Source organism: Streptomyces sp. NPDC056948 (assembly GCF_042674225.1).
Classification (GTDB): Bacteria; Actinomycetota; Actinomycetes; order Streptomycetales; family Streptomycetaceae; genus Streptomyces; species Streptomyces purpurascens.
In genome coordinates, this window is record NZ_JBHUQX010000026.1 from 13390 (window position 1) to 38686 (window position 25297).

Annotated in this window: 8 protein-coding genes; 3 read left to right on the top strand and 5 right to left on the bottom strand. The window is 72.6% G+C overall.

Translation table 11 applies throughout. The annotated features are described in order from the left end of the window. Window positions 1–9 precede the first annotated feature (9 nt). The 4 genes from ACFTZL_RS05675 to ACFTZL_RS05690 are packed head-to-tail and all read right to left on the bottom strand — an operon-like array spanning window position 10 to window position 19344. The gene (locus ACFTZL_RS05675; protein WP_382578672.1) at window positions 10–4083 is read right to left on the bottom strand and encodes an amino acid adenylation domain-containing protein; all 4074 of its coding nucleotides are present in this window, start codon (window positions 4081–4083) and stop codon (window positions 10–12) included. 52 nt (window positions 4084–4135) lie between these two features. After that, window positions 4136–10393: an amino acid adenylation domain-containing protein gene (locus tag ACFTZL_RS05680; protein ID WP_382578675.1), complete on the bottom strand. Its 6258-nt coding sequence runs from the start codon at window positions 10391–10393 to the stop codon at window positions 4136–4138. 6 nt (window positions 10394–10399) lie between these two features. After that, window positions 10400–18049 (bottom strand): amino acid adenylation domain-containing protein, encoded by a 7650-nt coding sequence (locus ACFTZL_RS05685; protein WP_382578677.1) that lies wholly within the window; start codon window positions 18047–18049, stop codon window positions 10400–10402. Further along, entirely contained in the window at window positions 18046–19344 is a 1299-nt protein-coding gene (locus ACFTZL_RS05690) for a cysteate synthase (RefSeq protein WP_382578680.1), read from the bottom strand. Before ACFTZL_RS05690 ends, ACFTZL_RS05685 begins: the two co-directional genes overlap by 4 nt. A 424-nt stretch (window positions 19345–19768) precedes the next feature. Here ACFTZL_RS05690 and ACFTZL_RS05695 point away from each other — a divergent pair, with 424 nt between their 5' ends. The 3 genes from ACFTZL_RS05695 (at window position 19769) to ACFTZL_RS05705 (ending at window position 23700) form a co-directional block, all read left to right on the top strand. Continuing rightward, window positions 19769–20731 carry a thiamine pyrophosphate-dependent enzyme gene (locus tag ACFTZL_RS05695; protein ID WP_382578683.1) on the top strand — a complete coding sequence of 321 codons (963 nt, stop codon included), beginning with the start codon at window positions 19769–19771 and terminating at the stop codon, window positions 20729–20731. Between the two features lies 1 nt (window position 20732). Continuing rightward, the gene (locus ACFTZL_RS05700) at window positions 20733–22886 is read left to right on the top strand and encodes a 2-oxo acid dehydrogenase subunit E2 (RefSeq protein WP_382578686.1); all 2154 of its coding nucleotides are present in this window, start codon (window positions 20733–20735) and stop codon (window positions 22884–22886) included. A gap of 385 nt (window positions 22887–23271) precedes the next feature. Next, entirely contained in the window at window positions 23272–23700 is a 429-nt protein-coding gene (locus ACFTZL_RS05705; protein ID WP_382578688.1) for an aminotransferase class I/II-fold pyridoxal phosphate-dependent enzyme, read from the top strand. 236 nt (window positions 23701–23936) lie between these two features. Here ACFTZL_RS05705 and ACFTZL_RS05710 read toward each other — a convergent pair whose 3' ends face one another. Further along, window positions 23937–25280 carry an MFS transporter gene (locus tag ACFTZL_RS05710; RefSeq protein WP_382578691.1) on the bottom strand — a complete coding sequence of 448 codons (1344 nt, stop codon included), beginning with the start codon at window positions 25278–25280 and terminating at the stop codon, window positions 23937–23939. Window positions 25281–25297 lie beyond the last annotated feature (17 nt).

Sequence of the window (25297 nt, forward strand, 5' to 3'; positions counted from 1 at the left end):
GGCTTGTGGTTACTTCCGGAGGTGGCTGTCCAGCACCGGGCCGATGCGGCCCAGTGACGTGGGACGGGTCATCTCTCCGTGAGTGCAGGGGATGTCGTGGTTGTGGATGCGGCCTTCGACGTACGGTTGCCAGGAGCCGTATCGTCCGGGCACCGCGTCCGGGTCCGCATCGGCGGTGAAGAACAGCAGGTCGCCGCGGTACGAGGTGGGGGCGAACTCGCCCAGCAGACGGCGGTTGTTCGCCGTCACGTCGACCAGTGCGGCCAGTTCGGAGTCGTCGAGGCCGCCAGGCATGTCGGGTACACGGCGGACCAGTTCGGCGAAGCGGCTGTCCGTCAGCGATTCTGTCTCGTCCTCGGGTACCTCGCGGCCGAGGATGGCCAGGAGGCTGCGCAGCAGTGCCGGGCGATCGGAGGGGGCGGGGCCCTGCCGAAGCCAGGCTCCGGGGAAGGAGTCCAGCAGCGCGAGGAGTGCGACCTGCTCTCCGGCCGCCTGGAGGCCGACCGCCACGTCGTACGCGACGAGGCCGCCCATGGAGTAGCCGAGCAGGTGGTACGGGCCGTGCGGCTGGATCTCCCGGATGCGGGCGGTGTGCTCGGCCACCACCTCGGCCAGGCTGCCGGCCGGCCGCCGGTCCGGGATCAGGCCGCGGGACTGGAGCCCGTACAGCGGGCGGCTCGGGTCGATGTGCCGGGCGAGCCCCGCGAATCCCCAGGCCAGACCGGAGGCCGGGGGGAGGCAGAAGAGGGGTTCGAGGTCGCCTCTCGTGCGCAGGGGGAGCACGGAGCCCATAGGCGCCGTACCCGCCTCGTCGGGCCGGTCGGCGCGCGACCCTTCAAAGGCCTCGGGTTCGTCCGCGCGCCGGGCCAGCGCCGCCACGGTCGGTGTGTCGAAGACGGCGCGCAGGTGCAGCGCGGTGCCGAGCTCGGCACGGATGCGCGAGGTCAGACGGGGGGCCAGCAGGGAGTGGCCGCCGAGGTCGAAGAAGCTGTCGTGGACGCCGACATGAGCCGGGGCGAGCCCGAGGACCTCGGCGAAGATCCCCCGCAGGGTCTCCTCCCGCCCGGTACGCGGCGTTGTCTTCGCGGTGAATCGTGCCTCCGGAGTGGGCAGCGCCTTGCGGTCCAGCTTGCCGCTGGCGGTGCGGGGGAGCGAGCCCAGGCTGACGAACGCCGAGGGGACCATATGGGCGGGCAGGACCCGGGCCAGGTGCTCACGGAGGTCGTCGGCGGTCTTCGTCGCTGCGCCTTCGGGCCGGTACGGGCTGGGCGCGCAGATCCCCGCGCCCACCACGGGGCTCGGCTCAGGGTCCGTCGCCCCCGGGGACCGCGGTCCTGCCTCGGTTCCCGGTGGTGCCCCTTCGGCCGCGACCACGTACGCGACGAGTTGTTTCTCGCCGCGGCCGTCCTCCCCTACCGTGACCACTGCCTGCGCGACGGCGGGATGGGTGGCGAGTACGGCCTCGATCTCGCCCGGTTCGATACGGAAGCCGCGGATTTTCACCTGCTGGTCCGCGCGGCCCAGAAAGCGCAGGTGACCGTCCGAGCCGCGCACCGCCAGGTCACCCGTGCGGTACATGCGCTCCGCCGGCCCGCCGAACGGGTCGGCGACGAACCGCCCGGCCGTCAGCCCGGGGCGGTCGAGGTAGCCACGCGCCGGACCGCCGCCCGCGATGTACACCTCGCCGACCGCTCCGTCGGGCACAGGATGCAGGGCGTGGTCGAGGAGGTGGACGTGGTTGCGGGCCAGGGCACGGCCGATGGGCGGGCCCGCACTGTCGGCCGGGTCGGCGTCCGACTGCCAGGCTGTGGCGTAGATCGTCGCCTCGGTGGGCCCGTAGAAGTTGACGAGCCGCGCCCCGGGGAAGGCGGCCTCGATGTCGGTACGAAGCTGTTCGGAGATCGGTTCCCCGCCGAGGGCCACCGTGTGGGGCGACACGGCCGGTCGTTCGGCGAGCACGGTCGCCATGACCGTGGGCACACCGCTGATCAGGCCGGCGTCCCGGGCGGTGCCGTCGGTGAGCGCGAGCAGGTTCTCGACGATCTCGATACGGCCCCCGCACAGCAGTGGTGAGAAGATTTCGAACACCGACACGTCGAAGTTGAGCGAGGTCGAGAACAGCACCCTGGCCAGCCGGTCCGGCCCGAACTCGGCGTGCGTCCACTCGACGAACTCGACGGCGTTCCGGTGAGTGGCCAGGACGCCCTTGGGGCGGCCGGTGGAACCGGACGTGTAGGTGATGAAGGCGAGGTTGGACGGACTCAAGTGCGTGGGGGCACCCGCCTGATGACTGACTTCCCTGCCTGGATCGAGCAGCGGCGTACCCTCCGGCAACGCCCCCGCCGTCTCCGCCGTGGCGAGGACGACGACCGGACGTGCGTCGGCGACGATGTACGCCAGGCGGTCGGCGGGGTATGCGGGGTCGAGCGGCAGATAGGCCGCACCGGACTTCAGCACGGCGAGGACGCCGACGATCAGCTCCGCCGTACGGGGCAGGGCGATGCCGACGACCCGTTCGGGGCCCGCGCCGAGGGCGGCGAGCCGCGCCGCCAACTGGTCGGCTCGGGCGTCGAGTTCCCTGTACGTGAGGTGATTGCCGCGGTCGAGTACGGCGTCGGCGTCCGGGGTGGCCGCGGCCTGGGCCGACCAGAGGCCGCTGAGGGTACGGTCCGGGGGCGGCGGGAGCTCGGCGTGCCGGGGGAGTTCCCCGGGCGCGAGGAGGCCCAGGTGGCCCTGCGGGAGCTCGGGCTCGGCGGCCATGGCCTCCAGGATCCGCACCAGACGGGCGAGCGTGGCGTCGGCCCAGCCGGCGTCGAACAGGCCGGGCCGGTAGGCCAGCCGGAAGCGGAGCCGCGGGCCGGGGAGCGCCACGAGGGTCACCGGGTAGTGGGTGGCGTCACGACCGCTGGAGCCGGTGACGCGGAGGCCCGTACGCTCTACGCTGTCCCCGCCTTCACCGCCCGCGCCCTGGACGAGCCCTCCCTCACCCATCGCCTCCGGGTCCACCGGATAGTTCTCGAAGACCAGGAGCGTGTCGAAGAGCTCCGGGACGCCGACGGCCCGCTGGATGTCGGCCAGGCCGAGGTAGTGGTGGTCGAGGAGGCGGACGTAGCCCTCCTGGACCTCGTGCAGCAGGTCGCCGAGGGTGTCGGCGGGGCGCAGCCGGACCCGGGTCGGGATGGTGTTGATGAACAGGCCGACCATCGACTCCACGCCGGGCAGTTCGGCCGGGCGGCCGGAAACGGTGGCGCCGAACACGACGTCGTCGCGGCCGGTCAGCCGGCCCAGCAGGATCGCCCAGGCGGACTGGACGAGGGTGTTCATGGTGACGCCGAGGCTCCGGGCGCGTGCCGTGAGCGCGGCCCCGGTATCGGCCGGCAGCTCGATGCGCGCCTGGGCGAGGTCCGTGGCGCCCGGAGTGGCGGACGGGGCCAGCCGGGTCGGTTCGCTCACGCCGTCCAGCGCGTCCCGCCAGGCGGCTTCGTCGGCGGTGCGGTCCCGGCCCTCCAGCCACTGGAGGAAGTCGCGGTACGCCGGGACGGGCGTGAGCACCAAGGGGTCGCTGTCGGAGGCGTACAGGGCGAGCAGTTCCCGTAGGAGCACGGAGACCGACCAGCCGTCGAGCAGGACGTGGTGGTGGGTGACGAGCAGCCGGTGGCGGCGCTCGCCCGTGCGGACCAGGGTGCAGCGCAGGAGGGGAGGGGTTGCCGGGTCGAACCCGCGCCTGCGGTCCTCGTCCAGCAGTCGGGCCCACGCCTTCTCCGTGTCGACGCCCTGAGCCGTCAGCTCGGTCTCCGCCCAGGGAAGCGTCGCCCGGTGCGGGACGGCCTGCACCGGCTGGCCGCCGCGACGCCGCCGGAAGGCCGCCCGCAGGTTGGGGTGGCGGTCCAGCAGGGCCTGGGCCGAGGCGCGGAGGCGGTCGGCGTCCATGGCGCCTTCGAGTTCGAAGACCAGTTGTACGACGTACACGTCGGGGGCGTCCCGTTCGTGCTCGTACAGGGCGTGGAAGAGCAGGCCCTCCTGGAGCGGGGTCACGGGGAGTACGTCGGCCAGCGCGGGCTTCTGCGTCGCGGGCTGTGTCATGTCGTCTCGTCTCGCTGTCTGGTCCGTCCGGGTCATTCGCTGGTCCACGTGGTCAGCCGTCGAGGCCCGCGGCCAGTTCGTCGAGTTCGTCCTGGTCCAGCCCCCTCAGTGACATGCCGGAGGCGGTCCGGGCGACCCGGGCGGCGAGGGCGGTGAGCGCGGCGAACCAGGATTCGGCCAGCGCCCGCACCTCCGGCTCGGTGAGCACACCGTCGGGCCATGACCAGTCGGCCACCAGGTGCGGACCCGAACCGGTGTCACGGACGACCGAGTTGATCTCCAGGACGTGGGCGGCGGCCAGGCCGGTGTCGGAACCGGTGCCGAGTGCCGACGACTCGGGGGCGAAGGTCCATGCGGTGGCGTCGCCCCTGTCGGCGGCGGTGACCCGGCCGAGGTAGTTGAAGCCGATCGCCGGAGCGGGTGCCTTGGCCAACTCGGCCGCCGTGTCAGGGTTGAGGTGGCGCAGCAGGCCGTACCCCGCGCCGTGGTCGGGCAGTTCGCGAAGCCGCTCGGCGACCCGGGCGGCAGCGACGTCGGCGGCGGGCCCGGCGGCCAGGGCGTCGTTCAGGTCGATGCCCTCCAGGTCCAGGTGGACCGGGTAGAGCGAGGTGAACCAGCCCACGGTACGCGAGAGTTCGAGCCCGGGCGCCAGTTCCTCACGGCCGTGTCCCTCGACGTCGAGCAGGACGTGGGGGGAGCCCTGGCGGTCGGCCACGGCCAGCGCGAGACCGGTGAGGAGGACGTCCTGGGTGCCGGCGCGGAAGGCGGACGGGACGGTGGTGAGCAGCGGGCCCGTCGTCTCGGGCGGCAGGCTCAGCCGCAGCGAACGTGTCGTGGCGGCGGTGTCCTGGTCGGGGTCGAGCGGCCGGGAGCCCAGCGGGGTGCGGGGCGCGTCCGCGATGCTGAGCCACAGCTCGGCCTCGGCCACCCGCGACGGCGTACGCGCTTGCTCGCCCAGCGCCATGGACCAGCGGCGGAACGAGGTGCCGACGGATGGCAGCTCGGGCCGGCGCCCGGCGGCGACGGCCGCCCAGGCGGTCTCCAGGTCGGGTACGAGGATGCGCCAGGACACCCCGTCCACGGCGAGATGGTGGACGATCAGCATCAGCCGTCCGGCTCGCTCCGCTCCGGCGTCGAACCACACGGCCCGGATCATCGTCCCCGCCACCGGATCGAGCAGCCTCACGGCCCGTTCGAACTCCTCGGCCACGATCGAGTGAAGGGCATCCATATCCGACTCGCCGTACATGCCGGAGATGTCACGACGGTCGAGCAAACCGGCGGCACGGACCTCGCCGACCGGGCTGACGTGGAGTTCCTGAGCCGGGGTGAGCCGCGAACGCAGCATGTCGTGGTGATCGAGCACGGATTGCAGGGCGTCGGTCAGCGGCTGTAGACCGGCACCCGCCGGAACCGTCAGCAGGACGGACTGGCTGAACCGGCCGATCGGGCCACCGCGTTCGAACAGCCACCGCATGATCGGAGTGAGCGGGACGGCTCCCGTGCCGTCACCGGGCCCGTGGACGCGCACTGTGCCCCCACCTGTCGCGCCTCCGACCGCCCCCCGAGCCACCGCCGCCAGTTCCCTCACCGTCTGGTACTTGAAGACGTCCCGGGCGCTGATCACGACCCCGGCCTCGACCGCCCGGCTCACCAGCCGGATGGAGGAGATGCTGTCGCCGCCGAGGGCGAAGAAGTCCTCGTCGAGCGGGACTTCGGGCAACGTGAGCAGCTCGCGGAAGAGCCCGGCGAGGATGCGTTCGGCCGGGGTCGCCGGTTCTGGTCCGGCGGGCGCGGCCGGGCGGCCCGGCACGGAGGCGGCCGTCTCACGCACCACTTCCCGGTGCACGTCGTCCCCTTGCAGGTCCACGTCCTCGACGCGCAACCCGGGGTCGGCCGTGACAGCGGTCAGGAAGCGGACCAGCGCTCGCGCGATGCGCTCGGCGGTGGCCGGGTCGAACAGGTCGGTGTTGTACTCGGCGATACCGTCGATGCCCGCCGGGCCGCCATCGGCGTGGCGGCGCTCACGCAGGTAGAGGCAGAGGTCGAAGCGGGCGGCCCCGGTTTCGATGTGCTCGCCGGCGACGACCAGCCCGGGCAGGGACGGCTCCGGCTCGGTGCCGTGGCCGGTGAAGGCGATCACGACCTGGAAGAGGGGGTGGCGGGCGAGGGTGCGTTGCGGGCTGAGGGCGTCCACGAGGAGGTCGAAGGGCACGTCCTGGTGGGCGTAGGCCGCCAGGTCGAACTCGCGGACACGGTCGAGCAGTTCGCGGAAAGTGGGGTTGCCCGAGGTGTCGGTGCGCAGGGTCAGGCTGTTGACGAACAGACCGACCAGGTCGTCCAGCTTGCTGTCGTCGCGTCCGGCGACCGGGGTGCCGAGGGTGATGTCGGTGCCTGAGCCGAACCGGGTGAGCAGCGCGGCGAGTGCCGCCTGGAGCACCATGAAGAGAGTGACCTTGGAGGTGGCGGCGAGGCCGGCGAGGTCCGCGTGCAGTCCGGCGTCGATGGTGAGGCCGGCCCGGCCGCCGTCGCCGCTGGGTTCGGCGGGCCTCGGACGATCGGCCGGGAGGGGAAGCTCGTCGGGGGCCCCCGCCAGCGCCTCGTGCCAGAAGGCGAGGTGACGGTTCATCGGGCTGCCGGGCTCGGTCGCGGAGCCGAGTGCCTCGCGCTGCCACCTCGCGAAGTCGGCATACTGGACGAGCAGTTGCTGCCACCGTGGGGCCTCCCCGGCGGTCCGTGCGGCGTACGCCGTCCCCAGGTCGCGCATCAGCGGTGCCATGGACCAGCCGTCGACGGCGATGTGGTGGGCGAGCAGCAGCAGCACGTGCGTCTCGTCGTCGAGCGCGTACAGGGTGGTGCGCAGCGGTGTCTCGGCCGACAGGTCGAAGCGGTGCCGAGCGGCGGCAGTGAGGAGCGCGGGGAGTTCCGTCTCGGTCGCCGGAACGACGGCGAGGTCCGGGCGGCCCGACTCCGCGTCGAGGATCCGCTGGTACGGAGTCCCCTGGAAGTCGGGATGGAGCGTGCGCAGCGGCTCGTGCCGGACCACGACGTCGGCGAGCGCGGCCTGGAGCGCCTCCCGGTCGAGGGGGCCGTTGAGCCGCAGGGCCCAGGGGACGGTGTAGGTGGTGTTGCCCCCGTCGAGGCGGCTCATGAACCACAGCCGCTGTTGCGCGTACGACAGCGGGATCGGGGCGTGTCCGCGTTCCCGCGGGGCGAGTTCGGGGCGCCGTACGTGGTCTCCGGAGTCGAGCCGCCCGGCCAGCCCGGCGGGGGTCAGGTCTTCGAAGACCGCGCGTACCGGCAGTGCCCTGCCGAGGGCGGCCCTGATCCGGTCGGCCAGCCGCATGGCGAGCAGGGAGTCGCCGCCCAGGTCGAAGAAGCCGTCGTCGGTGCCCACCCGGTGCGCGTCGAGGCCGAGTACGTCGGCGAACAGCCCGCACAGGATCTCCTCCTGCGGGGTGCGCGGGGCGCGGCCCCCACCGGACGGTGCCGCCGGCTCGGGCAGGGCGGCCCGGTCCAGCTTGCCGTTCGCGGTGAGCGGCAGCCGGTCCAGGACGACCACGGCGGCCGGGACCATGTGATCCGGGAGTGTGCGGCCGGCGTGGCCGCGCAGTTCGTCGGCGTCGACGGCGCCCACGACGTAGCCGACCAGCCGGTCCTCCCGTACGAGGACGACTGCTTGCGTGACGTCCGGGTGGCCGGCGAGCGCCGTCTCCACCTCGCCGAGTTCGATACGGAAGCCGCGGATCTTGACCTGGTCGTCGGCCCGGCCCGCGTACTCCAGCTCACCGTCCGCCGACCGGCGCGCCAGGTCGCCCGTGCGGTACATGCGCTCGCCGGGCCCGCCGAAGGGGTCGGCCACGAACCGCCCGGCCGTCAGCGCCGGCCGGCCCAGGTACCCGCGTGCCAGGCCCGCACCGGCGACGTACACCTCGCCGCTCACGCCCGGCGGTACAAGTCGCAGCCCCGCGTCCAGGATGTAGACGCGCAGGTCGGGGATGGCGCGCCCGATGGACCCGGTGCCGGCGCGTGCCGTGTCCTCGGTCAGGGGCAGGCCCGTGACATGGACCGTCGTCTCGGTGATGCCGTACATGTTGACCAGCACGGGCGCGTCCTGAGGGTGCCGGGTGAACCACTCGGAGACCCGCGCGAAGTCGAGTGCCTCGCCGCCGAACACCACATACCGCAGGGCCAATTGATCACCGAGCGACGGCGACGCGGCATCCGCGCGCAGCAGTTCACCGAAGGCCGACGGCGTCTGGCTGAGCACTGTGACCTTCTCGCGTACGAGCAGTCGCAGGAACTGCTCCGGCTCACGGCTGACCGTGAACGGCACGACCACGAGCGTGCCGCCGTGCAGCAGCGCGCCCCACAGCTCCCACACCGAGAAGTCGAAGGCGTAGGAGTGGAAGAGGGTCCATACGTCGTCAGGGCCGAAGGCGAACCAGTGGCGGGTCGAGTCGAAGAGCCGTACGACGTTCCGGTGGGGTATCTCGACGCCCTTGGGGCGGCCCGTGGAGCCCGAGGTGTAGATGACGTAGGCCGTGTTGTCGGGGCAGGCGGCCGGGGCGGGCAGCGGTGTGGCGGGGTAGGTGAGCGACTCGGCCACCGTGACGGCGGGGACCGCGCCGGTCACAGCCGCGCCGTCCGTGGTCAACAGCAGCACCGGATCAGCGTCGTCGAGCATGAAGGCCAGGCGGTCCGCCGGGTACTCCGGGTCCATCGGCAGATACGCGGCACCGGTCTTCAGCACCGCGAGGAGGGCCACCACCAGATCGGGCGTGCGCGGCAGCGACAGGGCGACCAGGCGCTCCGGACCCGCGCCCCGCCCGGCGAGCAGGCGGGCCAGGCGGTTGGAGCGCTCGTCCAGTTCCGCGTACGTCAGCCGGACGCCCTCGTACACCACGGCCGTGCTGTGGGGACTGCGCTCGACCTGGCGGGCGAACAGTTCGGGAAGCGCGGAATCCGGAACCTCCCCTGCACCCGTCTTGCCGAGCAGCTCGTCCCGCTCGCCCGGCAGCAGCGCCGCCACCTCACGGACGGGGCGCGACGGGGCGCTCGCCAGGGCCGCGAGCACCACGGCGAAACGGTCCAGGAGCGCACGGGCCCCGCGCTCGTCGTAGACGTCGGGGCGGTAGGACAGTCGTAGCGCCAGGCTGCGGCCGGGCAGCACGGAGAGGGTGAGCGGGTAGTGGGTGGCGTCACGGCCGGTGAGCTGGGTGACCTGCGAGGCGCCCTTGTCGGTGGGCGCGGGGTAGCTCTCGAACGCCAGCAGGGTGTCGAAGAGATCGCCCGTTCCGGTGGCGCGCCGGATGTCGGCGAGGCCGAGGTACTGGTGGGGAAGCAGGGCCGATTGCCGGCTCTGGATGCCGGTGAGCAGCTCGGCGACGGATTCGCCGTCGTCCCAGCGGACACGCGTGGGGACGGTGTTGATGCAGAAGCCGACCATCGAGGCCACGTTCTGAAGCTCCGGCGGGCGGACCGTCACGGTCTGGCCGAAAACGGTGTCGGTGCGGCCGGTCAGCCGGCCCAGCAGCACACCCCATGCGCCTTGAACAAGGGTGTTGAGGGTGACGCCGAGTGAGCGAGCCGTCCGCTCGGCGGTGGCGGTCAGCTTCTCGGAGAGCTCGACGACGACTTCGTGCGGGAGGACGGTCGTGGCCGGGGCGGCGGGGGCGAGCAAGGTGGGCTCGACCACCCCTGACAGGGCGTCCTGCCAGGCTTTCTCGGCGGCCGTACGGTCCTGCCCGGCGAGCCACGCCAGGTAGTCGCGGTACGGCGGAACGTGCGGCAGGGCGGTCGGATGCTCACCCCCGTACAGGGCGGTGAACTCGCGGACGAGAAGCTGCTTGGACCAGCCGTCCAGGAGGATGTGGTGGTTGGTGATCAGCAGCCGGTGGCGGTCCGGGGCCCAGCGCACGAGCAGTTGACGCAGCAGCGGAGGCTTGGCGAGGTCGAAGCGTCGAGCGCGCTCCTCGTCGAGCAACTGCTGCCAGGCCGCCTCACGCTCGCTCTCCCCGAGTGCGGACAAGTCGGCCTCGGCCCACGGGAGTACGACGTCCGTCGGCACGATCTGGAGCGGCTGACCGGCGTCCCGGCGGCGGAAGCAGGCTCGCAGGTTCGGGTGCCGGTCGAGGAGGGCCTGCCCGGCGGCCCGTACGGCGGCGGGGTCGACGTCGCCCGTGAGTTCCAGGATCTGCTGGGCGGCGTACACGTCGGGGCTCTGGTCGTCGTCGTAGAGGGCGTGGAAGAGGAGCCCTTCCTGCAACGGCGACAGGGGCAGGATGTCGGCGATTGCGGACCGAGTCACCGTGGGTTACCTCCACTCGCTTGCGAACTCGGCTTCGAGTTCGTCGATCTCTGCTTGGGACAGCGACACCAGTGGCAGGTCGGACGGGGTGTGCCCGCCCGCCGAGGTGGCGCGGGTCATGGCGGTCAGCGCCTCGCACCACAGGTCGGCGAGGGCGCGCACGTCGTCCCCGGACCAGATGCCGGGCGCCCACGACCAGGTGGCCTGAAGCCCTTCGTCGGTCGCCACGGCGGTGATCTCCAGGCCGTGGGCGACGGGGAGGGCGGGGTCGTGGGCGGTGCCGCCCAGGTACGGCAGCGGTTCCGGAGCGGGTGACCAGTCGCCGTCCGCCATGCGCCCGATGGCTGTACGGCCCAGGTAGTTGAAGCCGACCTGCGGAGCCGGGTGGGCGGCGAGTGCCGGACCGGTGGCGGGGTCGAGGTGCCGGAGCAGACCGTGTCCGATGCCGTTGTCCCGAACCACGCGCAACTGCTCCTTCACGCTCCTCAGCACCTGCGTGGAGTCGTCCAGGTCGAGCCCGGTGAGGTCCAGCCGCGCCGGGACGACGCTGGTGAACCAGCCCACCGTCCGGGAGAGGTCCACACCCTCGCCCAGCTCCTCGCGTCCGTGCCGCTCGATGTCCAGCAGCAGCGACGGGTGGCCCCGCCACCGGGCGAACGCGAGGGCCAGCCCCGCCAGCAGCACGTCCTCGGGCCCGGCGTGGAATGCGGCGGGGACCGTGGTGAGGACGGTGTCGGTGACCGGGGCGGGAAGCGTGCGCGTGAGGTGGCGCATCGTGCCGACGACATCCAGTCCCGGGTCGGGTCGGCGCGCGCACGGAACCGGGTCGGGAGCCTGGAACATACGCTGCCAGACGTCCAGTTCGGACGTCCGCGCCCGGGCCTCCTGCTCCAGCAGCAGTGACCAGTGCCGGAACGAGGTGCCCGCCGGGGGCAGTTCCTCCCCGCGCCAGACGGCGGCGAGGTCGGTGCGGAGGATGTGCCAGGACACGGCGTCCACCGCCAGGTGGTGCACCGTCAGCAGGAGCCGTCCGGGGCGGCCCGGTCCGGCGTCGTACCAGACCGCACGCACCAGTTCGCCCGCCTCCGGCCGCAGTTCGGGCAGCTGTCCGAAGTCCGGGACGGTGGTGACGCGTTCCAGAAGGGTGCGCGCCTCGACGGAGCCTGGCGGCGGAATGTGGGCTTCCCAATCGCGGCCCAGGCGCATCCGCAGCGCGTCATGGTGGTCCAGGATGGTCTGGAGCGCCGCCGCGAGGCCCGTCTCGTCGGCCCCGGCGGGCGTGACGAGCAGCATCGACTGGCTGAACGAGCCGATGGGGCCGCCGCGTTCGCGCAGCCGGTGCATCGCCGGAGTCAGCGGCAGCTCACCGACGGCGGCCTCTCGCACCGCGACCCCGGCTGCCGGGGCCGGACGGTTCGCCGCCACCGCCGCGAGCCCCGCTACCGTACGCTGCTCGAACACATCACGCGGGGTGAGGCGCAGCCCGGCCGTGAGCGCGCGGCTGACGAGGTGGATGGAGGCGATGCTGTCTCCGCCGAGGTCGAAGAAGCCGTCGTCGACGCCCACACCGTGCTGTTCGAGACCGAGCACCTCGGCGAACAGCCCGAGCAGGGTCTCCTCCTGCGGTGTGCGCGGGGGCCGGCCGTCCGTCTCCTCGGCGACGGAGGGGGCCGGCAGCGCGGCCCGGTCCAGCTTGCCGTTGGGCGTCATCGGCAGTGCGTCCAGCACCACCAGCGCTTCCGGGACCATGTGGCCGGGTAGCTGCCGCGCCGCATGAGCCCGTACGTCCGCGACGTCCACCCCGGCCGCCGCCCCGACGACGTAGCCGACGAGCCGTCGTACGCCCGGCCGGTCCTCGCGCACGCCCACCGCGGCCTGCTCGACGTGGCCGTGCGCGGTGAGCACGCCCTCGATCTCGCCGGGCTCCATCCTCAAGCCCCGGATCTTGAGCTGGCCGTCGGCCCGCCCGCGCAACTCCAGCATGCCGTCGGCGCGGCGCACGGCCAGGTCGCCGGTGCGGTACATGCGCTCCCCGGGCGGCCCGAAGGGGTCGGCGACGAACCGCTCCGCGGTCAGGCCGGGGCGGTTCCAGTAGCCTCGCGCCACCTGGTCGCCGGCCACGTACAACTCGCCCTCGACACCGACCGGTACGGGGTTCAACCACGCGTCGAGGACGTACGCCCGGGTGTTCCACATCGGGCGCCCGATGGGCACGGGGCCGGACGGGAGGTCGTCGCCCGGTTCGATGCGGTGGTCCGTGCAACCGACGGTGAGCTCGGTCGGGCCGTAATGGTTGATCAGCCGTACACCGGGGTGGTCCCGGCGCCAGGAGCGCAGTGCCTCCCCGACCAGGGCCTCGCCGCCCAGCATGAACTCCTCGGCGGGCGAGATGTCGTGCGGCAGCGCGGGCAGCAGCGCGAGGTGGCTGGGTGTGGCCTTGAGGAACGTGTAGCCGCCGGGCAGCGGCTCCGCGCCCGCCTCGTGGACGGCGGCGATGTGTACCCGGCCGCCCACGGCGAGCGCCCCGTGCAGGGTTGTCACGGTGGCGTCGAACGACATGGTGGCGTGCAGCAGTGAGGCACCGCGCAGGCTCGGATACGCCTCCGCGCAGCGCGCCACGTACGTGGTGAGGTTGCGGTGCTCGACGACGACACCCTTGGGGCGGCCGGTCGTGCCCGAGGTATAGATCAGGTAGGCCGGGTCGGCAGGGCGGGCCTCGGTGAGCTCTATGCCGAGGGCGTCCGCGTCCGGGCTCACGATCGGGCACGCCACGGCGACGGACAGCTCCTCGCCGGCGATGACGCACACGGGCTCGGCATCGGACAGCAGATACGCGGTCCGCTCGGCCGGATGCTCAGGGTCGAGCGGCAGATAGGCGGCACCCGCCTTGAGGACCGCCAGCACGGAAACCGCGAGGTCGACGGAACGTGGCAGCGCGAAGGCGACGATCCGGCCCGGCCCGGCGCCGTACGACGTCAATGCCCGGGCCAACCGGTTCGCACGGGCGTTGAGTTGGCCGTACGTCAGGCTCGTACGGGCATCCGTCACGGCCACCGCGTCCGGCGTCTCGGCCGCCCGCGCCTCGAACATCTGGTGGAAGGCCGTCACCGGCACGTCACGAGCGGTGTCGTTGCACTCGACGAGCAGACATCGCCGTTCGCCCTCGCCGAGGATGTCGAGCGCGCCGATCGGCCGGTCGGGCTCGTCCACGGCGGCCCGCAGCAGCCGCTCCAGCCGGGCGACCAGCTCCTCGGCCGTCCGCCGGTCGAAGAGGTCCGCGCTGTACTGGAGGATGCCCTCGATGCCGTCCAGGGAGCCGTCGGAGGTGCGGCGCTCGCCGAGGTTGAACGTCAGGTCGGTCTTGGTGGCGCCGATCTCCACGGCAAGTGCGTCGGTCGTGAGGCCCGGCAGGTCGAGCCGGGGTTCCGTGCCGCCGGGGCGGAAGGCGAGCATCACCTGGAACAGCGGGTGCCGGGCGAGCGAGCGTGGCGGGTTGAGGGCCTCGACCAACTGCTCGAACGGCAGGTCCTGATGAGCGAAGGCCGCGAGGTCGGTCTCCCGGACCCGGGCGAGGAGGTCCCTGAAGGTGGGGGCACCGGAGGTGTCGGTGCGCAGAACGAGCGTGTTGAGGAAGCAGCCGATCAGGTCGTCGAGCACCTCGTCGGCGCGGCCCGCGACCGGTGTGCCGAGCGGGATGTCGGTGCCCGCGCCGAGCCGGGTGAGCAGCGTGGCGAGGCCCGCCTGTACGGCCATGAACACCGTCGTGCCGGTCTCGCCCGCCAGCTTGCGCAGCCGCCCGTGCAGCGCCGCGTCCAGGCGTACGAGGATGTCGCCGCCCTTGTGCGTGGCGCGGGCGGGGCGGGGACGGTCGGCGGGCAGGGCGAGTTCGTCGGGCAGCCCGGCCAGCGCCTGCTTCCAGTGAGCGAGCTGACGGCTCATCACTTCATCGTCGAGCAGCAGTTCCCGCTGCCAGGTGCCGAAGGCGGCGTACTGCACCGGCAGCGGCGCCCACTGAGGGCCTCGCCGCTCCCGCCGCGCCCGGTACGCGGTGGCCAGATCGCGGACGAGAGGCTCCAGAGACCAGCCGTCCGCCGCAATGTGGTGCAGCACCAGTAGCAGGACGTGGTCCTCGGGACCGAGGACGAGAAGGTGAGAGCGGAAAGGGGCGTCCTCGGCGAGCAGGAACTCGTGGCCCGCCAACTCGGCCAGGCGGTCCGGCAGTTCGTTCTCCCTGACACTCTCGACGTGCAGCCGTGGCCGGGCTTCCGCCGGGTCCAGGAGCCGCTGGCGCGGTGTGCCGTCGGCGTCCGGGTAGACCGTGCGCAGAATCTCGTGCCGGGTGACGACGTCGGCCAGAGCGGCGCGCAGGGCGTCCGGATCGAGCGCGGCGCCTGTCAACCGTACGGCGAGCGGGATGTGGTACGCCGCACCGGAGCCCTCCAGCCGGTCGAGGAACCACAGCCGCCGCTGCGCGGACGACAGCGGAGCCTCGTCGACGACGGCACCCGGCGTGAGCGGCCGGGAGGCGGGCCGTACGACGGTGTCCGTGCTGAGCAGGCCGGCCAGGGCCGCCGGAGTGGGCGCCCCGAACAGGTCCCGCAGTGTCAGGTCCGCGCCCAGCGTGTCGCGGATCCGGCCGATCAGGCGCAGGGCGAGCAGGGAATGGCCGCCGAGGGCGAAGAAGCTGTCGTCCGGACCGGTGGCGGGAAGGCCCAGGACGTCCGCGAAGAGGCCGCACAGTGCCTCCTCCCGCGGGGTGCGCGGGGCGCGGCTGCCGCCCTGCACCGAGGGAACCGGCAGGGCGGCACGGTCCAGCTTGCCGTTGCGGGTCAGGGGCAGTCGGTCCAGCCGTACGACCGCGGAGGGCACCATGTAGTCGGGCAGGCGGCCGGTCAGGTGGGCGCGCAGGGCGTCCGGGTGGTGCGGTGCCGTGCCCGTGACGGGAACCGTGTACGCGACCAGCCGGCGGTCGCCGGGACGGTCCTCACGGACGACCGCCACGGCCTGGGCGACCTCCGGGTGGGCGGCCAGGGCCGCTTCGATCTCGCCGGGCTCTATACGGAACCCGCGCAGCTTGACCTGGCCGTCGGCCCGCCCGTGGAACTCCAGCTCGCCGTCCTCGGACAGCCGCACACGGTCCCCGGTGCGGTACATACGGCTGCCCCGCGGGCCGTACGGGTCGGCGGTGAAACGTTCGGCGGTGGCGGCGGGACGGCCGAGGTAGCCGCGGGCGACACCGGGCCCGGCCACGTACAACTCGCCGACCGTGCCCGGCGGGACCGGTCGCAGGGCGCTGTCGAGCACGTAGGCGCGTACGCCGTCGAGCGGGCGGCCGATGGGCAGTGCGTCGGGCACCGAGGCCGCGTCGGGGCAGGGGCGGCAGGTGGCGAAGGTGGTGGTCTCGGTCGGGCCGTAGCCGTTGGTGACCGTCAGACCCGGGCAGGCCGTGAGGACCTGGCGCACCGCGGACGCGGGCACGGCCTCGCCGCCTGCCCACACCTGGCGCAGCCCGGCGAAACAGCCGGGGTCCTCCTCGGCGGCCAGCCGGAACAGCCCTGCCGTCAGCCACAGCGCCGTCAGCCCGTGCCGCGCCGTGAGGCGGACGAGCGCGGCGGCGTTCACGTCCTCGTCCGCCGCTGCGACCACGGCCGTGCCGCCGCCCAGCAGCGGCACCCACATCTCGTACGTGGACGCGTCGAACGCGGTGGGCGAGTGGACCAGGACCCGTGAATGCGTGCCGCCGCCGAACGCCGAGTCGGCGGCGAGGGCGGTGATGTCCCGGTGGGTGACGGCGACGCCCTTGGGCGTGCCGGTGGAACCGGACGTGTAGCTGACGTATGCCAGCCGGTCCGGGTGCAGGGGCACGTCGGGGTCGGTGTCGGGCTCGGTGGCGAGTGACGGGTCGGTGGCGTCCACGACGCGGAGGCCGTAGTACGTGCCGTCCGTGCCGCTTCCGTCGCCGGTGCCGTGGCCCGTGCCGTCGGTCAGCAGGAGCTCCGCGCCCGTCTCGTCGAGGATCCGCGCGGTGCGCGCGGCCGGGGCGCGCGGGTCGAGGCCGACGTATGCGCCACCCGCCTTGAGGATGGCCAGCAGAGCCACGATCAGGTCGTCGGAGCGGCCCATCAGGACAGCGACCCGGTCCTCGGGGCGGACTCCGAGCCGGAGCAGGCGGTGGGCGAGCCGGTTGGCGCGGGTGTTCACGTCACGGCAGGTGGTCTCGCGGTCGCCGTGGACGACGGCCGTGGCGCCGGGTTCGGCGGCCGTGCGCGCCGCGAAGACGCCGGGGACGGTACGGCCCCCGGCCACGGGAGCCGGCCCGTCGAGCCGGGACCCCTCTCCGGACGACACCAGCTCCACCCGGCCCACCACCGTGCCGGGGCTCACGGCCGCAGCCGCGAACCGCTCCACGAAGCGAAGCAGACGCTGGTGATGGGCACTCAGCCCGGCATCCGTGAAGTGCTCGGGGCTCGCGTCCAGGTCGACCCGGATCCCCTTGCCGTCCGAGCGGTCGTAGACATTGACGGCGAGGTCCTCGACCGGCCCCGTGGACAAGTTGTGGCGGGTGGTCGGATGCCCGGCGAAACGCAACTCCGGCCCGAAGGCCATGATGTTGACGACCGGGCCGAAGAAGCGGCGCCCGTCCTGCGGCCAGTCCAGCGCGCGGCGCAGGTCCTCGCCCCGGAAGCGCTGGTGGGCCAGCAGCTCGCGGGTGGCGCGGGCGGCCTGCCGTACGAGGTCGGCGGCGTGGGTGTCGGGGCGTACGGACAGCCGCAGCGGGAGCACGTTGGACGCCATGCCGGGGGTGGCGAGCTCGGTCTCGCTCTCGCGGCCGGTGACGGCAAGGCCGAGGACGACGTCCCGGGCGCCGGTGAGCCGGTGCAGATACGCGGCGGTCGCCGCGAGGACGACCCGGGACCAGCGGGTGCCGGCGCGTTCGGCGGCACAGTGCACGAGGTCGCCCGCCGGTCCGGGCAGGTGGCCGGTGCGGCGCAGGAAACGGTCGGCGACGTGCGGCGGGCGGCTGGTCAGGCCCACCGGGTCGGGCCGGTCGGCGAGGGCACGCGTCCAGTACGCCCGGTCCTGCTCGTGCCGTTCGCCCCCGCGGTAGGCGTCGTCGGCGGCGACCAGCGGGGCCAGGGGAGCGGGTGGCGGGGTGTGCGGGGTGCTCTCGGTGAGCGCGGTGTAGGCGTCGGCCACCCGTCGGGCGATCAGTGAGCAGCTGAAACCGTCGACGGCGATGTGGTGGTAGGCCTGATACCAGATCCAGTGGCCGTCCGCGAGCCGCAGCAGCGCGTACCGGAACAGCGGGCCGCGGTCGAGGTCGAAAGGCGTGGCGAAGTCGGCCGCCATCCACTCCCGCGCGGACTCGGCTCCGGCCGCGTCGACGACAGGCATGGTCCAGCCGGGACCGCTCCCACCGGGCTCGGCGTCGACGAGCAGGCGTACGCCGTCGTCGTCGGACGCGAACCGGGACCGCAGCGTCTCGGTGGCGTCCACCGTCTGCCGTACGGCCGCGCGGAGCAGCATCGGATCGACGGGGCCGTGGATCTCCGTGTACTCGCCGACGTTGTAGGCGGCACCGGCTCCGTCGAGCCGCTGCCCGAACCACATCGAGCGCTGGGCGGCGGATGGCGTGAGTCCGCGTGGCACGGTCATCGGCCGGCTCCCGACGTGGTGGTGGACAGCTGCCGCCCCACCTGCTCGGCAACCGCCTGCGGGCCCTCGCCCCCGGGAGACCAGACGGCGCGCAGCCAGGGTTCGGCGGGGACGAGCGTGAGGTCGCCCGCCTGGCGGGCCCGGCCACCGCCGGTGACGTTGAGGAGGATCAGCTCGTCGCGGTGGACGCGCCCGGCCTGTACAGCGTCGGTGAGCGCGGCCAGCGCGACACCGGCACCGGGCTCGATGTCCACGCCCTCGATCTCCTCGAACACGGCCATGGCGGCGAGGGCGGCTTCGTTGTCCACGCACAGGACGTCCCCGCCGCTCTCCAACAGCACATCGCGCACCCCGCCCCGGACGGAGAACGGGGGGCGGCGGTTGGTCAGTTCGCGGGCCAGCGGCTCGTGCTCACGGTCGGCGGGGGCCTGCCCGCCCGACCGCCAGGCCTCGTACAGCGGGGCGAACGGCGTGTTCTGACACATCAGCAGACGCGGCAGAGGCTCGTCGCCCGAGCGGATGCGGCGCGCCGCCTCATGGGCGCCGATGGCTCCCGTACCGCTGCCGACGGCCTGGACGTATGTCTGCGGAAGGCCTCCGATCGCCTCGGCCGCGGCGAGCATCACGGTGCCCAGACCGTCGCGGCGGGCGACGTTGCGGGAGCCGCCCTCGGCCTGGTGGCCGGGCAGCCGGGCCAGCAGATCGGCGCAGGCGATGGCGTCGCTGTAGGTGGCGTCGCCGTCGAGGACGACGATACGGACGCAGGGGTCGAGCGGGCCGGGGAAGCGCATGCCGTCCAGGGCGGGAGCGGGCACGACGATGAGGCAGGGCACCTGGTGACGGGTGGCGGCCCAGGCGAACGCGGCGGCGGTGTTGCCTGCCGAGGGGACCACGAGGACGGGAGGGTCGGCCGGCAGACGGCCGAAGACCGTGTACGCCTCGAGGTCCTTGAACGTGCACGTCGGCAGTAGCGCCCCGCGCTCCGGCCAGTACCCGTTGAAGGCGACCCAGAGCCGGGTCAGGCCGAGACGCCGGCCGAGCTCGCCCGCGCGGTACACGAGGGGGCCGGGTACGTCGGGGAACGTCCGCGCCACGGGCAGCAGTCGGGCGTGACGGAAGAGCCCGGTGCCGGTGCGCTCGGCGGGGCCGTCGTACTCGGTACGCAGAAACGCCGGTTCATGGCGGCGGGAGCAGTCGAGGATGAGGCCGTCGTCCTCGTACAGGGCTCCGCAGGAGGAGCACACTATCGTGTAGTGCCGTTTTCCCGGGCGTACTTGGGGGTGTACTCGGGACATTTTCCATTGCCTTCCGCAGAGCCGCGCTTCGCCGTCAATTGCAATCAGGACACCGTAAATTCGAGGCGACTCTGGTATTGCCATTGCCCTAACGCCCGGTTGACGACCCGTTCATAACCGTGCTCCGGTCTACACCAATAGAATGTTCAGTTCCGCTTCATCTTTCCTTCTCGGAGGTGTAGTTGAGCCTGCGTGAGCCCTGGGCAACGATCCGTGACGCACATGTCTCGATGAAGGAACGGCGGGGAGAATGCGCGAGAAGTTGACACGCGAAGTCACGGCGGAGCGGGCGGATTCTTCACCTTCGCCATGGCTCCCTTCCCATGTTCCGGTCAGCTTTTTCCCATCGAATGGAAAAATCGATCCGTCGAACGGTCATTCCTCCCGGGAATACCTGGAGCCCGCGCCCGACGAACTTCTCACCATGTACCGGAAGATGGTCGTCGGGCGCCGTTTCGACGTACAGGCGACCGCGCTCGCCCGCCAGGGCAGGCTCGCGGTCCACCCGTCCAGCCTCGGCCAGGAGGCCTGCCAGATCGGCGCCGCGCTCGTCCTGCGCGACACCGACTGGCTGTTCCCCACGTACCGCGACTGCACAGCGCTCATCAGCCGTGGCATCGACCCCGTCGAGGCGCTGACCCTGATGCGCGGTGACGGCCACTGCGGCTACGACCCCGTACGGCACCGCACCGCGCCCCAATGCACCCCGCTGGCCACCCATGCCGTCCACGCCACCGGCCTCGCCCACGGCGAGCACCTCAAGGGCACGGACACGGTTGCCCTCGCACTCCTCGGCGACGGCGCCACGAGCGAGGGGGACTTCCACGAGGCCCTGAACCTCGCGGGCGTCCTGCGCGCACCGGTGGTCTTCCTCGTGCAGAACAACAGATATGCCCTCTCCGTTCCGCTCGCCGCCCAGACGGCGGCACCGAGCCTGGCGTACAAGGGCGTCGGCCACGGCGTCCGCTCCGAGCAGGTGGACGGCAATGACGCGGCGGCCGTACTCGCCGTCCTGACCACCGCGGTCGAGGACGCGCGGGCGGGCGGCGGCCCCTGGCTGGTCGAGGCCCACACCTACCGCATGGGCCCGCACACCAGTGCCGACGACCCGTCCCGCTACCGTCCGGCCGAGGAGGCCGAGCACTGGCGTGCACGTGACCCGATCGACCGGCTGGAGGCCCGGCTGCGTGACCGCGGCCTGCTCACCGAGGACGACATCACAGCCGCGGCGGCCGAGGCCGAGGAGTACGCGGCCGGCTTCCGCGCCCGCTTCGCCGAGGACCCCGCCTTGGACCCGTTCGCCCTCCTCGACCATGTGTTCAGCGCCCCGACCCCACAACTGACCGAGCAACGGGCCGCCCTGCGTGTCGAGTTGGAAGGACGCTGACATGACAATGACGACTCGGGCGACGGCGGCGACGACGGCGACGGCCACCACGATGGCGAAGGCCCTGAACTCCGCTCTGCGGGACGCGCTCGACGCGGACGAGCGGGTCGTCGTCTTCGGGGAGGACGTCGGCCGGCTCGGCGGAGTCTTCCGGATCACCGACGGGCTCGCGGACACCTTCGGCGAACGGCGCTGCTTCGACACACCGGTCTGCGAGGCGGGCATCGCGGGCCTCGCGGTCGGTATGGCGATGGCCGGGTTCCGGCCCGTCGTGGAGATGCAGTTCGACGCGTTCGCGTACCCCGCGTTCGAACAGATCGCCTCCCACATCGCCAAGCTCCGCAACCGCACACGCGGCGCCCTCGCCCTCCCCCTCGTCATACGCGTCCCCTACGGTGGCGGAATCGGCGGAGTCGAGCACCACAGCGACTCCAGCGAGGCGTACTACGCGCACACGGCGGGCCTGAAGGTCGTCACCCCCGCGACGGTGGCTGACGCGTACTCACTCCTGCGGGAGGCCATCGACGACCCGGACCCCGTGGTCTTCCTGGAACCCAAGCGCCATTACTGGACGAAGGACGACGTCCGACTACCGTCACACACCGAGCCGTTCGGTACCGCAGCGGTCCGCCGCCCCGGCACCGACGCCACGCTCGTCGCGTACGGCCCGTCGGTCGCCGTCGCCCTGGAGGCCGCCCTGGAGGCGGCGACCGAGGGCATGGACATCGAGGTACTGGACCTGCGCACCCTCGTCCCGCTCGACGACCACACCCTCACAGAGTCGGTACGGCGCACCGGCCGCTGCCTGGTCGTGCACGAGGCGCAGGGCTTCGCCGGGGTCGGCGCCGAGATCGCCGCACGGGTCCAGGAGCGCTGCTTCGACGCTCTGCGGGCCCCCGTGCTGCGCGTCACGGGCCTCGACATCCCCTACCCGCCACCGCTGCTGGAGCGCGCGCATCTGCCGGGTGCCGGGCGGGTGCTGGGCGGGTTGCGGCGACTGCTGCCCGACGGCGGACGGCCGGGTGCGGGCGTACGGCGGGTGTTTCCGGTACCCGCTGCCGGGGCGGGCACCGACGGCCGGACCGTACGCACCTTCCAACTGCCGGACCTGGGTGAAGGTTTGGCAGAGGCTGAGGTGCTGGAATGGACGGTCGCCGTGGGCGATCACGTCACCCACGACCAGACAGTGGCCGAGGTCGAGACGGCCAAGTCCGTCGTCACGCTGCCCAGCCCGTTCGCCGGGACGGTGACCGCCCTGCACTGCGCTGCCGGAGAGATCGTCGAGGTCGGGGCGCCGCTGATGTCCGTGGCGCAGGCTTCGGGGGCGGGCGGGGCGAGTGCGGACTCGACTGCGGAGGCAGGCCGTGGCGCGAACGCATCCCCTGGGACCGGGTCGGGGGCGGTGCTCACCGGGTACGGGACAAGGGACCACAGCGGCCTGGTGGCGGACACGGCCGGTTCCTGGGAGAACGGTGAGTTCCGAACGTCTCATCAGCCGGGCATCCGCATCCCCCTCGACGCGGCCGCCGAGAAGTTCCTCCGCGCCCACCGCGACACACCCTCCGTCACCATCTGGGCGGACGCCGATGTCACCGGCCTGCTCACCGCCCGTGACACCCACGGCACGGGCCTGCTTCCGCTGCTGGCCCGGGCCTGCCTCTCCGGGCTCGCCGCCTTCCCCGAACTGAACGCTCGGGTGGACACCGGCCGGGCGGAGATCGTCCGGCTGCCGCATGTGCACCTCGGCTTCGCCGCCCAGACCGACCACGGCCTGGTCGTTCCCGTCGTGCGGAACGCCGACCGGCTGCCGCTCGACACTCTTGCTGCCGAACTACGCCGCCTCACCGACCTTGCACGGCGTGCCACGGTCCCCGCTGCTCACCTCACCGGCGGCACCTTCACCCTCAACAACTACGGTCCCCTCGGGGTCGACGGCGCCACCCCGATCCTCAACCATCCCCAGACGGCCATGCTCGGCTTCGGCCGCCTCGTCGACCGCCCCTGGGCGGTGGACGGCCGCGTGGAGGTACGCAAGGTCGCTCACCTGTCTCTGACCTTCGACCACCGCGTCTGCGACGGTGGCACCGCGGCCGGATTCCTACGCCATGTGATCGCGCGCGTCACTGCCGCCGAGGACCCGGGAGCAAACCAATGAGGCCTCAGAACAGCTCGACGAGACCCACGGCATCACTGGCTGACCCTCGCGGCGGCCCCGACCTCGAGTCGGAGTTCGGGACTGCTCGACGTCGTTCCGGGGATTTCGCTGCTGGAGTTTCGGGGAGTCGGCGTCCGTACGGATCAGGTGGTCGACGAAGTCTCGAACCAGGCTCGCTGCTCGGCGTCCGTTTCGTCGCGGCCGCCGACGTCGCAGGCCTGGCGGTTCAGTACGGCGGTCAGAGCTGCCTGGTCGGGGACGCCTACGGGTGCGGCTGATGGGCGCCCCGGCCCCGGGTCACAGACCTATGCGCGGCCCTCGACAGCACCCGTACCGCGCCGATGCGCTGCGGGTACTACGCGGTCCCGGAACGAAGCTGGTTGGCTTGAGGGTCACCACCGACGGCTGGGACCTCAACCAGCTCAAGGCCGCCTTCACCGCTGCCCGAGGCCACCTCGCATACCTGGTGCCCGACTTCCACAACCCCACCGGGGCGCTCATGCCTGAGGACATCCGTCGAGCCGTCGCCGACCTGGCCACCCGGAACCAGGTGACCCTCGTCGCGGACGAGACCATGCGCGACCTCGACCTGCGCGACCGGCCGGAGCCTGCGCCTCGGATCCGCGGCGCCGTGCTGATCGGTTCAACCAGTAAGGCGATATGGGCCGGCCTGCGCATCGCGACCTGGAAACCGTGCTCCATCGACGGCGCGGCGAACTCCGGCGACAGCGCGACCACCTCAGCGAGGTGCTCGCCGACGACAACCGTTGCTCACCGCCGCTCCCGCCGACACGGTCGTCGAGCGAGCCGGTAAGAGCGGAGTCGAACTCGCCCCCGGGCCGCGCTTCGCGGCCGATGCCACCCTCACCCACCACCTGCGCGTTCCCTACACCCCACCCCTCGACGTACTCAACCGGGTCGCCACGGTCCTCGACACAGCCTGCCGAGAGTGAGCCGACACCCAGACGTCACCCATCCTCGACCCGGTGGCGATCGGCCCCGAGCACATCGCCGAGGCCCGCACCCTGCCGTAGTCGCCGCCCGTTGCTCTCAGGTGTCGAACTCCTGGTCGCGGGTCTCCGGGAGGGCCAGCAGGCACAGCAGGCTGAGCAGGCAGAGGCCGCCGGTGTAGAAGCCCAGGACGAGCGGGGAATCCCAGCGGCTGTTCAGCCAGGTGGCGACCAGCGGGGCGAAGCCGCCGCCGAGGGTGTTGGCGAGGATGAAGGCCGCGGAGGCTCCGCTGTAGCGCAGCCGGGCGGGGAACAGCTCGGGGAGGAACGCGGCCACCGGGGAGAACATGAGGGCGAGCAGCATGAGGCCGACCGTGTAGGCGCCGGTGATCAGCCAGGCGTCGCGCGAGCTCAGGGAGGCGTACATGGGCACCGCCCACAGCACGCAGCCGACGGCTCCGGTCAGCATCACAGGACGGCGGCCGATCCGGTCGGACAGCCTGGCGACCGGGAGGGTGATGGCGATGCCGGCCGCGGCGCCGATGCTCGCGGCGGTCAGCATCGTGTTCTGGGGGATGCCCAGTTCCTTCGGGCCGTACGAGAGGCTGTAGACGATCGTCAGGTAGTAGACGGCCGAACCGCCGATCGCCGCGCCGGTGCCGAGCAGCAGCCGGCCGGGATACCGCTTGAGGAGCGTGGCCAGCGGAAAGCGGGACTCCAGGGTCGGCGCCGGCGTCGGGGCCGGTGTCTGTGCGGTGCGATGGGCCGCGTCGCGGAACACGGGTGACTCGGAGACCGTCGTACGCACCCACAGGCCGATCACGACGAGCACGGTGCTGAGCAGGAACGGGATGCGCCAGGCCCAGTCGGTGAAGCCGTCCCGGCCGACGATCTCGAGCGTGGGCAGGATGACGGCGCTGGACAGCAGGAAGCCGAGCGAGGGGCCGGCCTGCGGGACGGACGCGTACAGCGCGCGGCGGCCGGGCGGTGCGTGCTCCGCGGCGAGCAGCACCGCCCCGCCCCACTCGCCGCCCATGCTCAGGCCCTGGAACAGACGGAGTGTCACCAGCAGGACGGGAGCGAGGAGTCCGGCGGTCTCGTACGTGGGCAGCAGTCCGACGCCGACGGTGGCCACGCCCATCAGCAGGAGGGAGGCGACCAGGGCCTGTCTGCGGCCCAGCCGGTCACCGATCGTCCCGAACAGGACGACGCCGAGGGGCCGCGACAGGAACGCCGCGGCGAAGGTGAGGAACGCGGCGAGGGAGGAGACGGTGGGGTTGCCGGACGGGAAGAAGGCGGGGCCGAGGACGAGCGCGGAGGCCGTGCCGTACACGGCGAAGTCGTAGTACTCGATCGTGGTGCCGACCAGGCTCGCGACGGCGACTCGCGGTGCCTCGGTCCTCGCGGGGGATTTCTCCGCCGTCTTGGACGGTGATTCGGGCATGGGGAGCACCTTAAGCC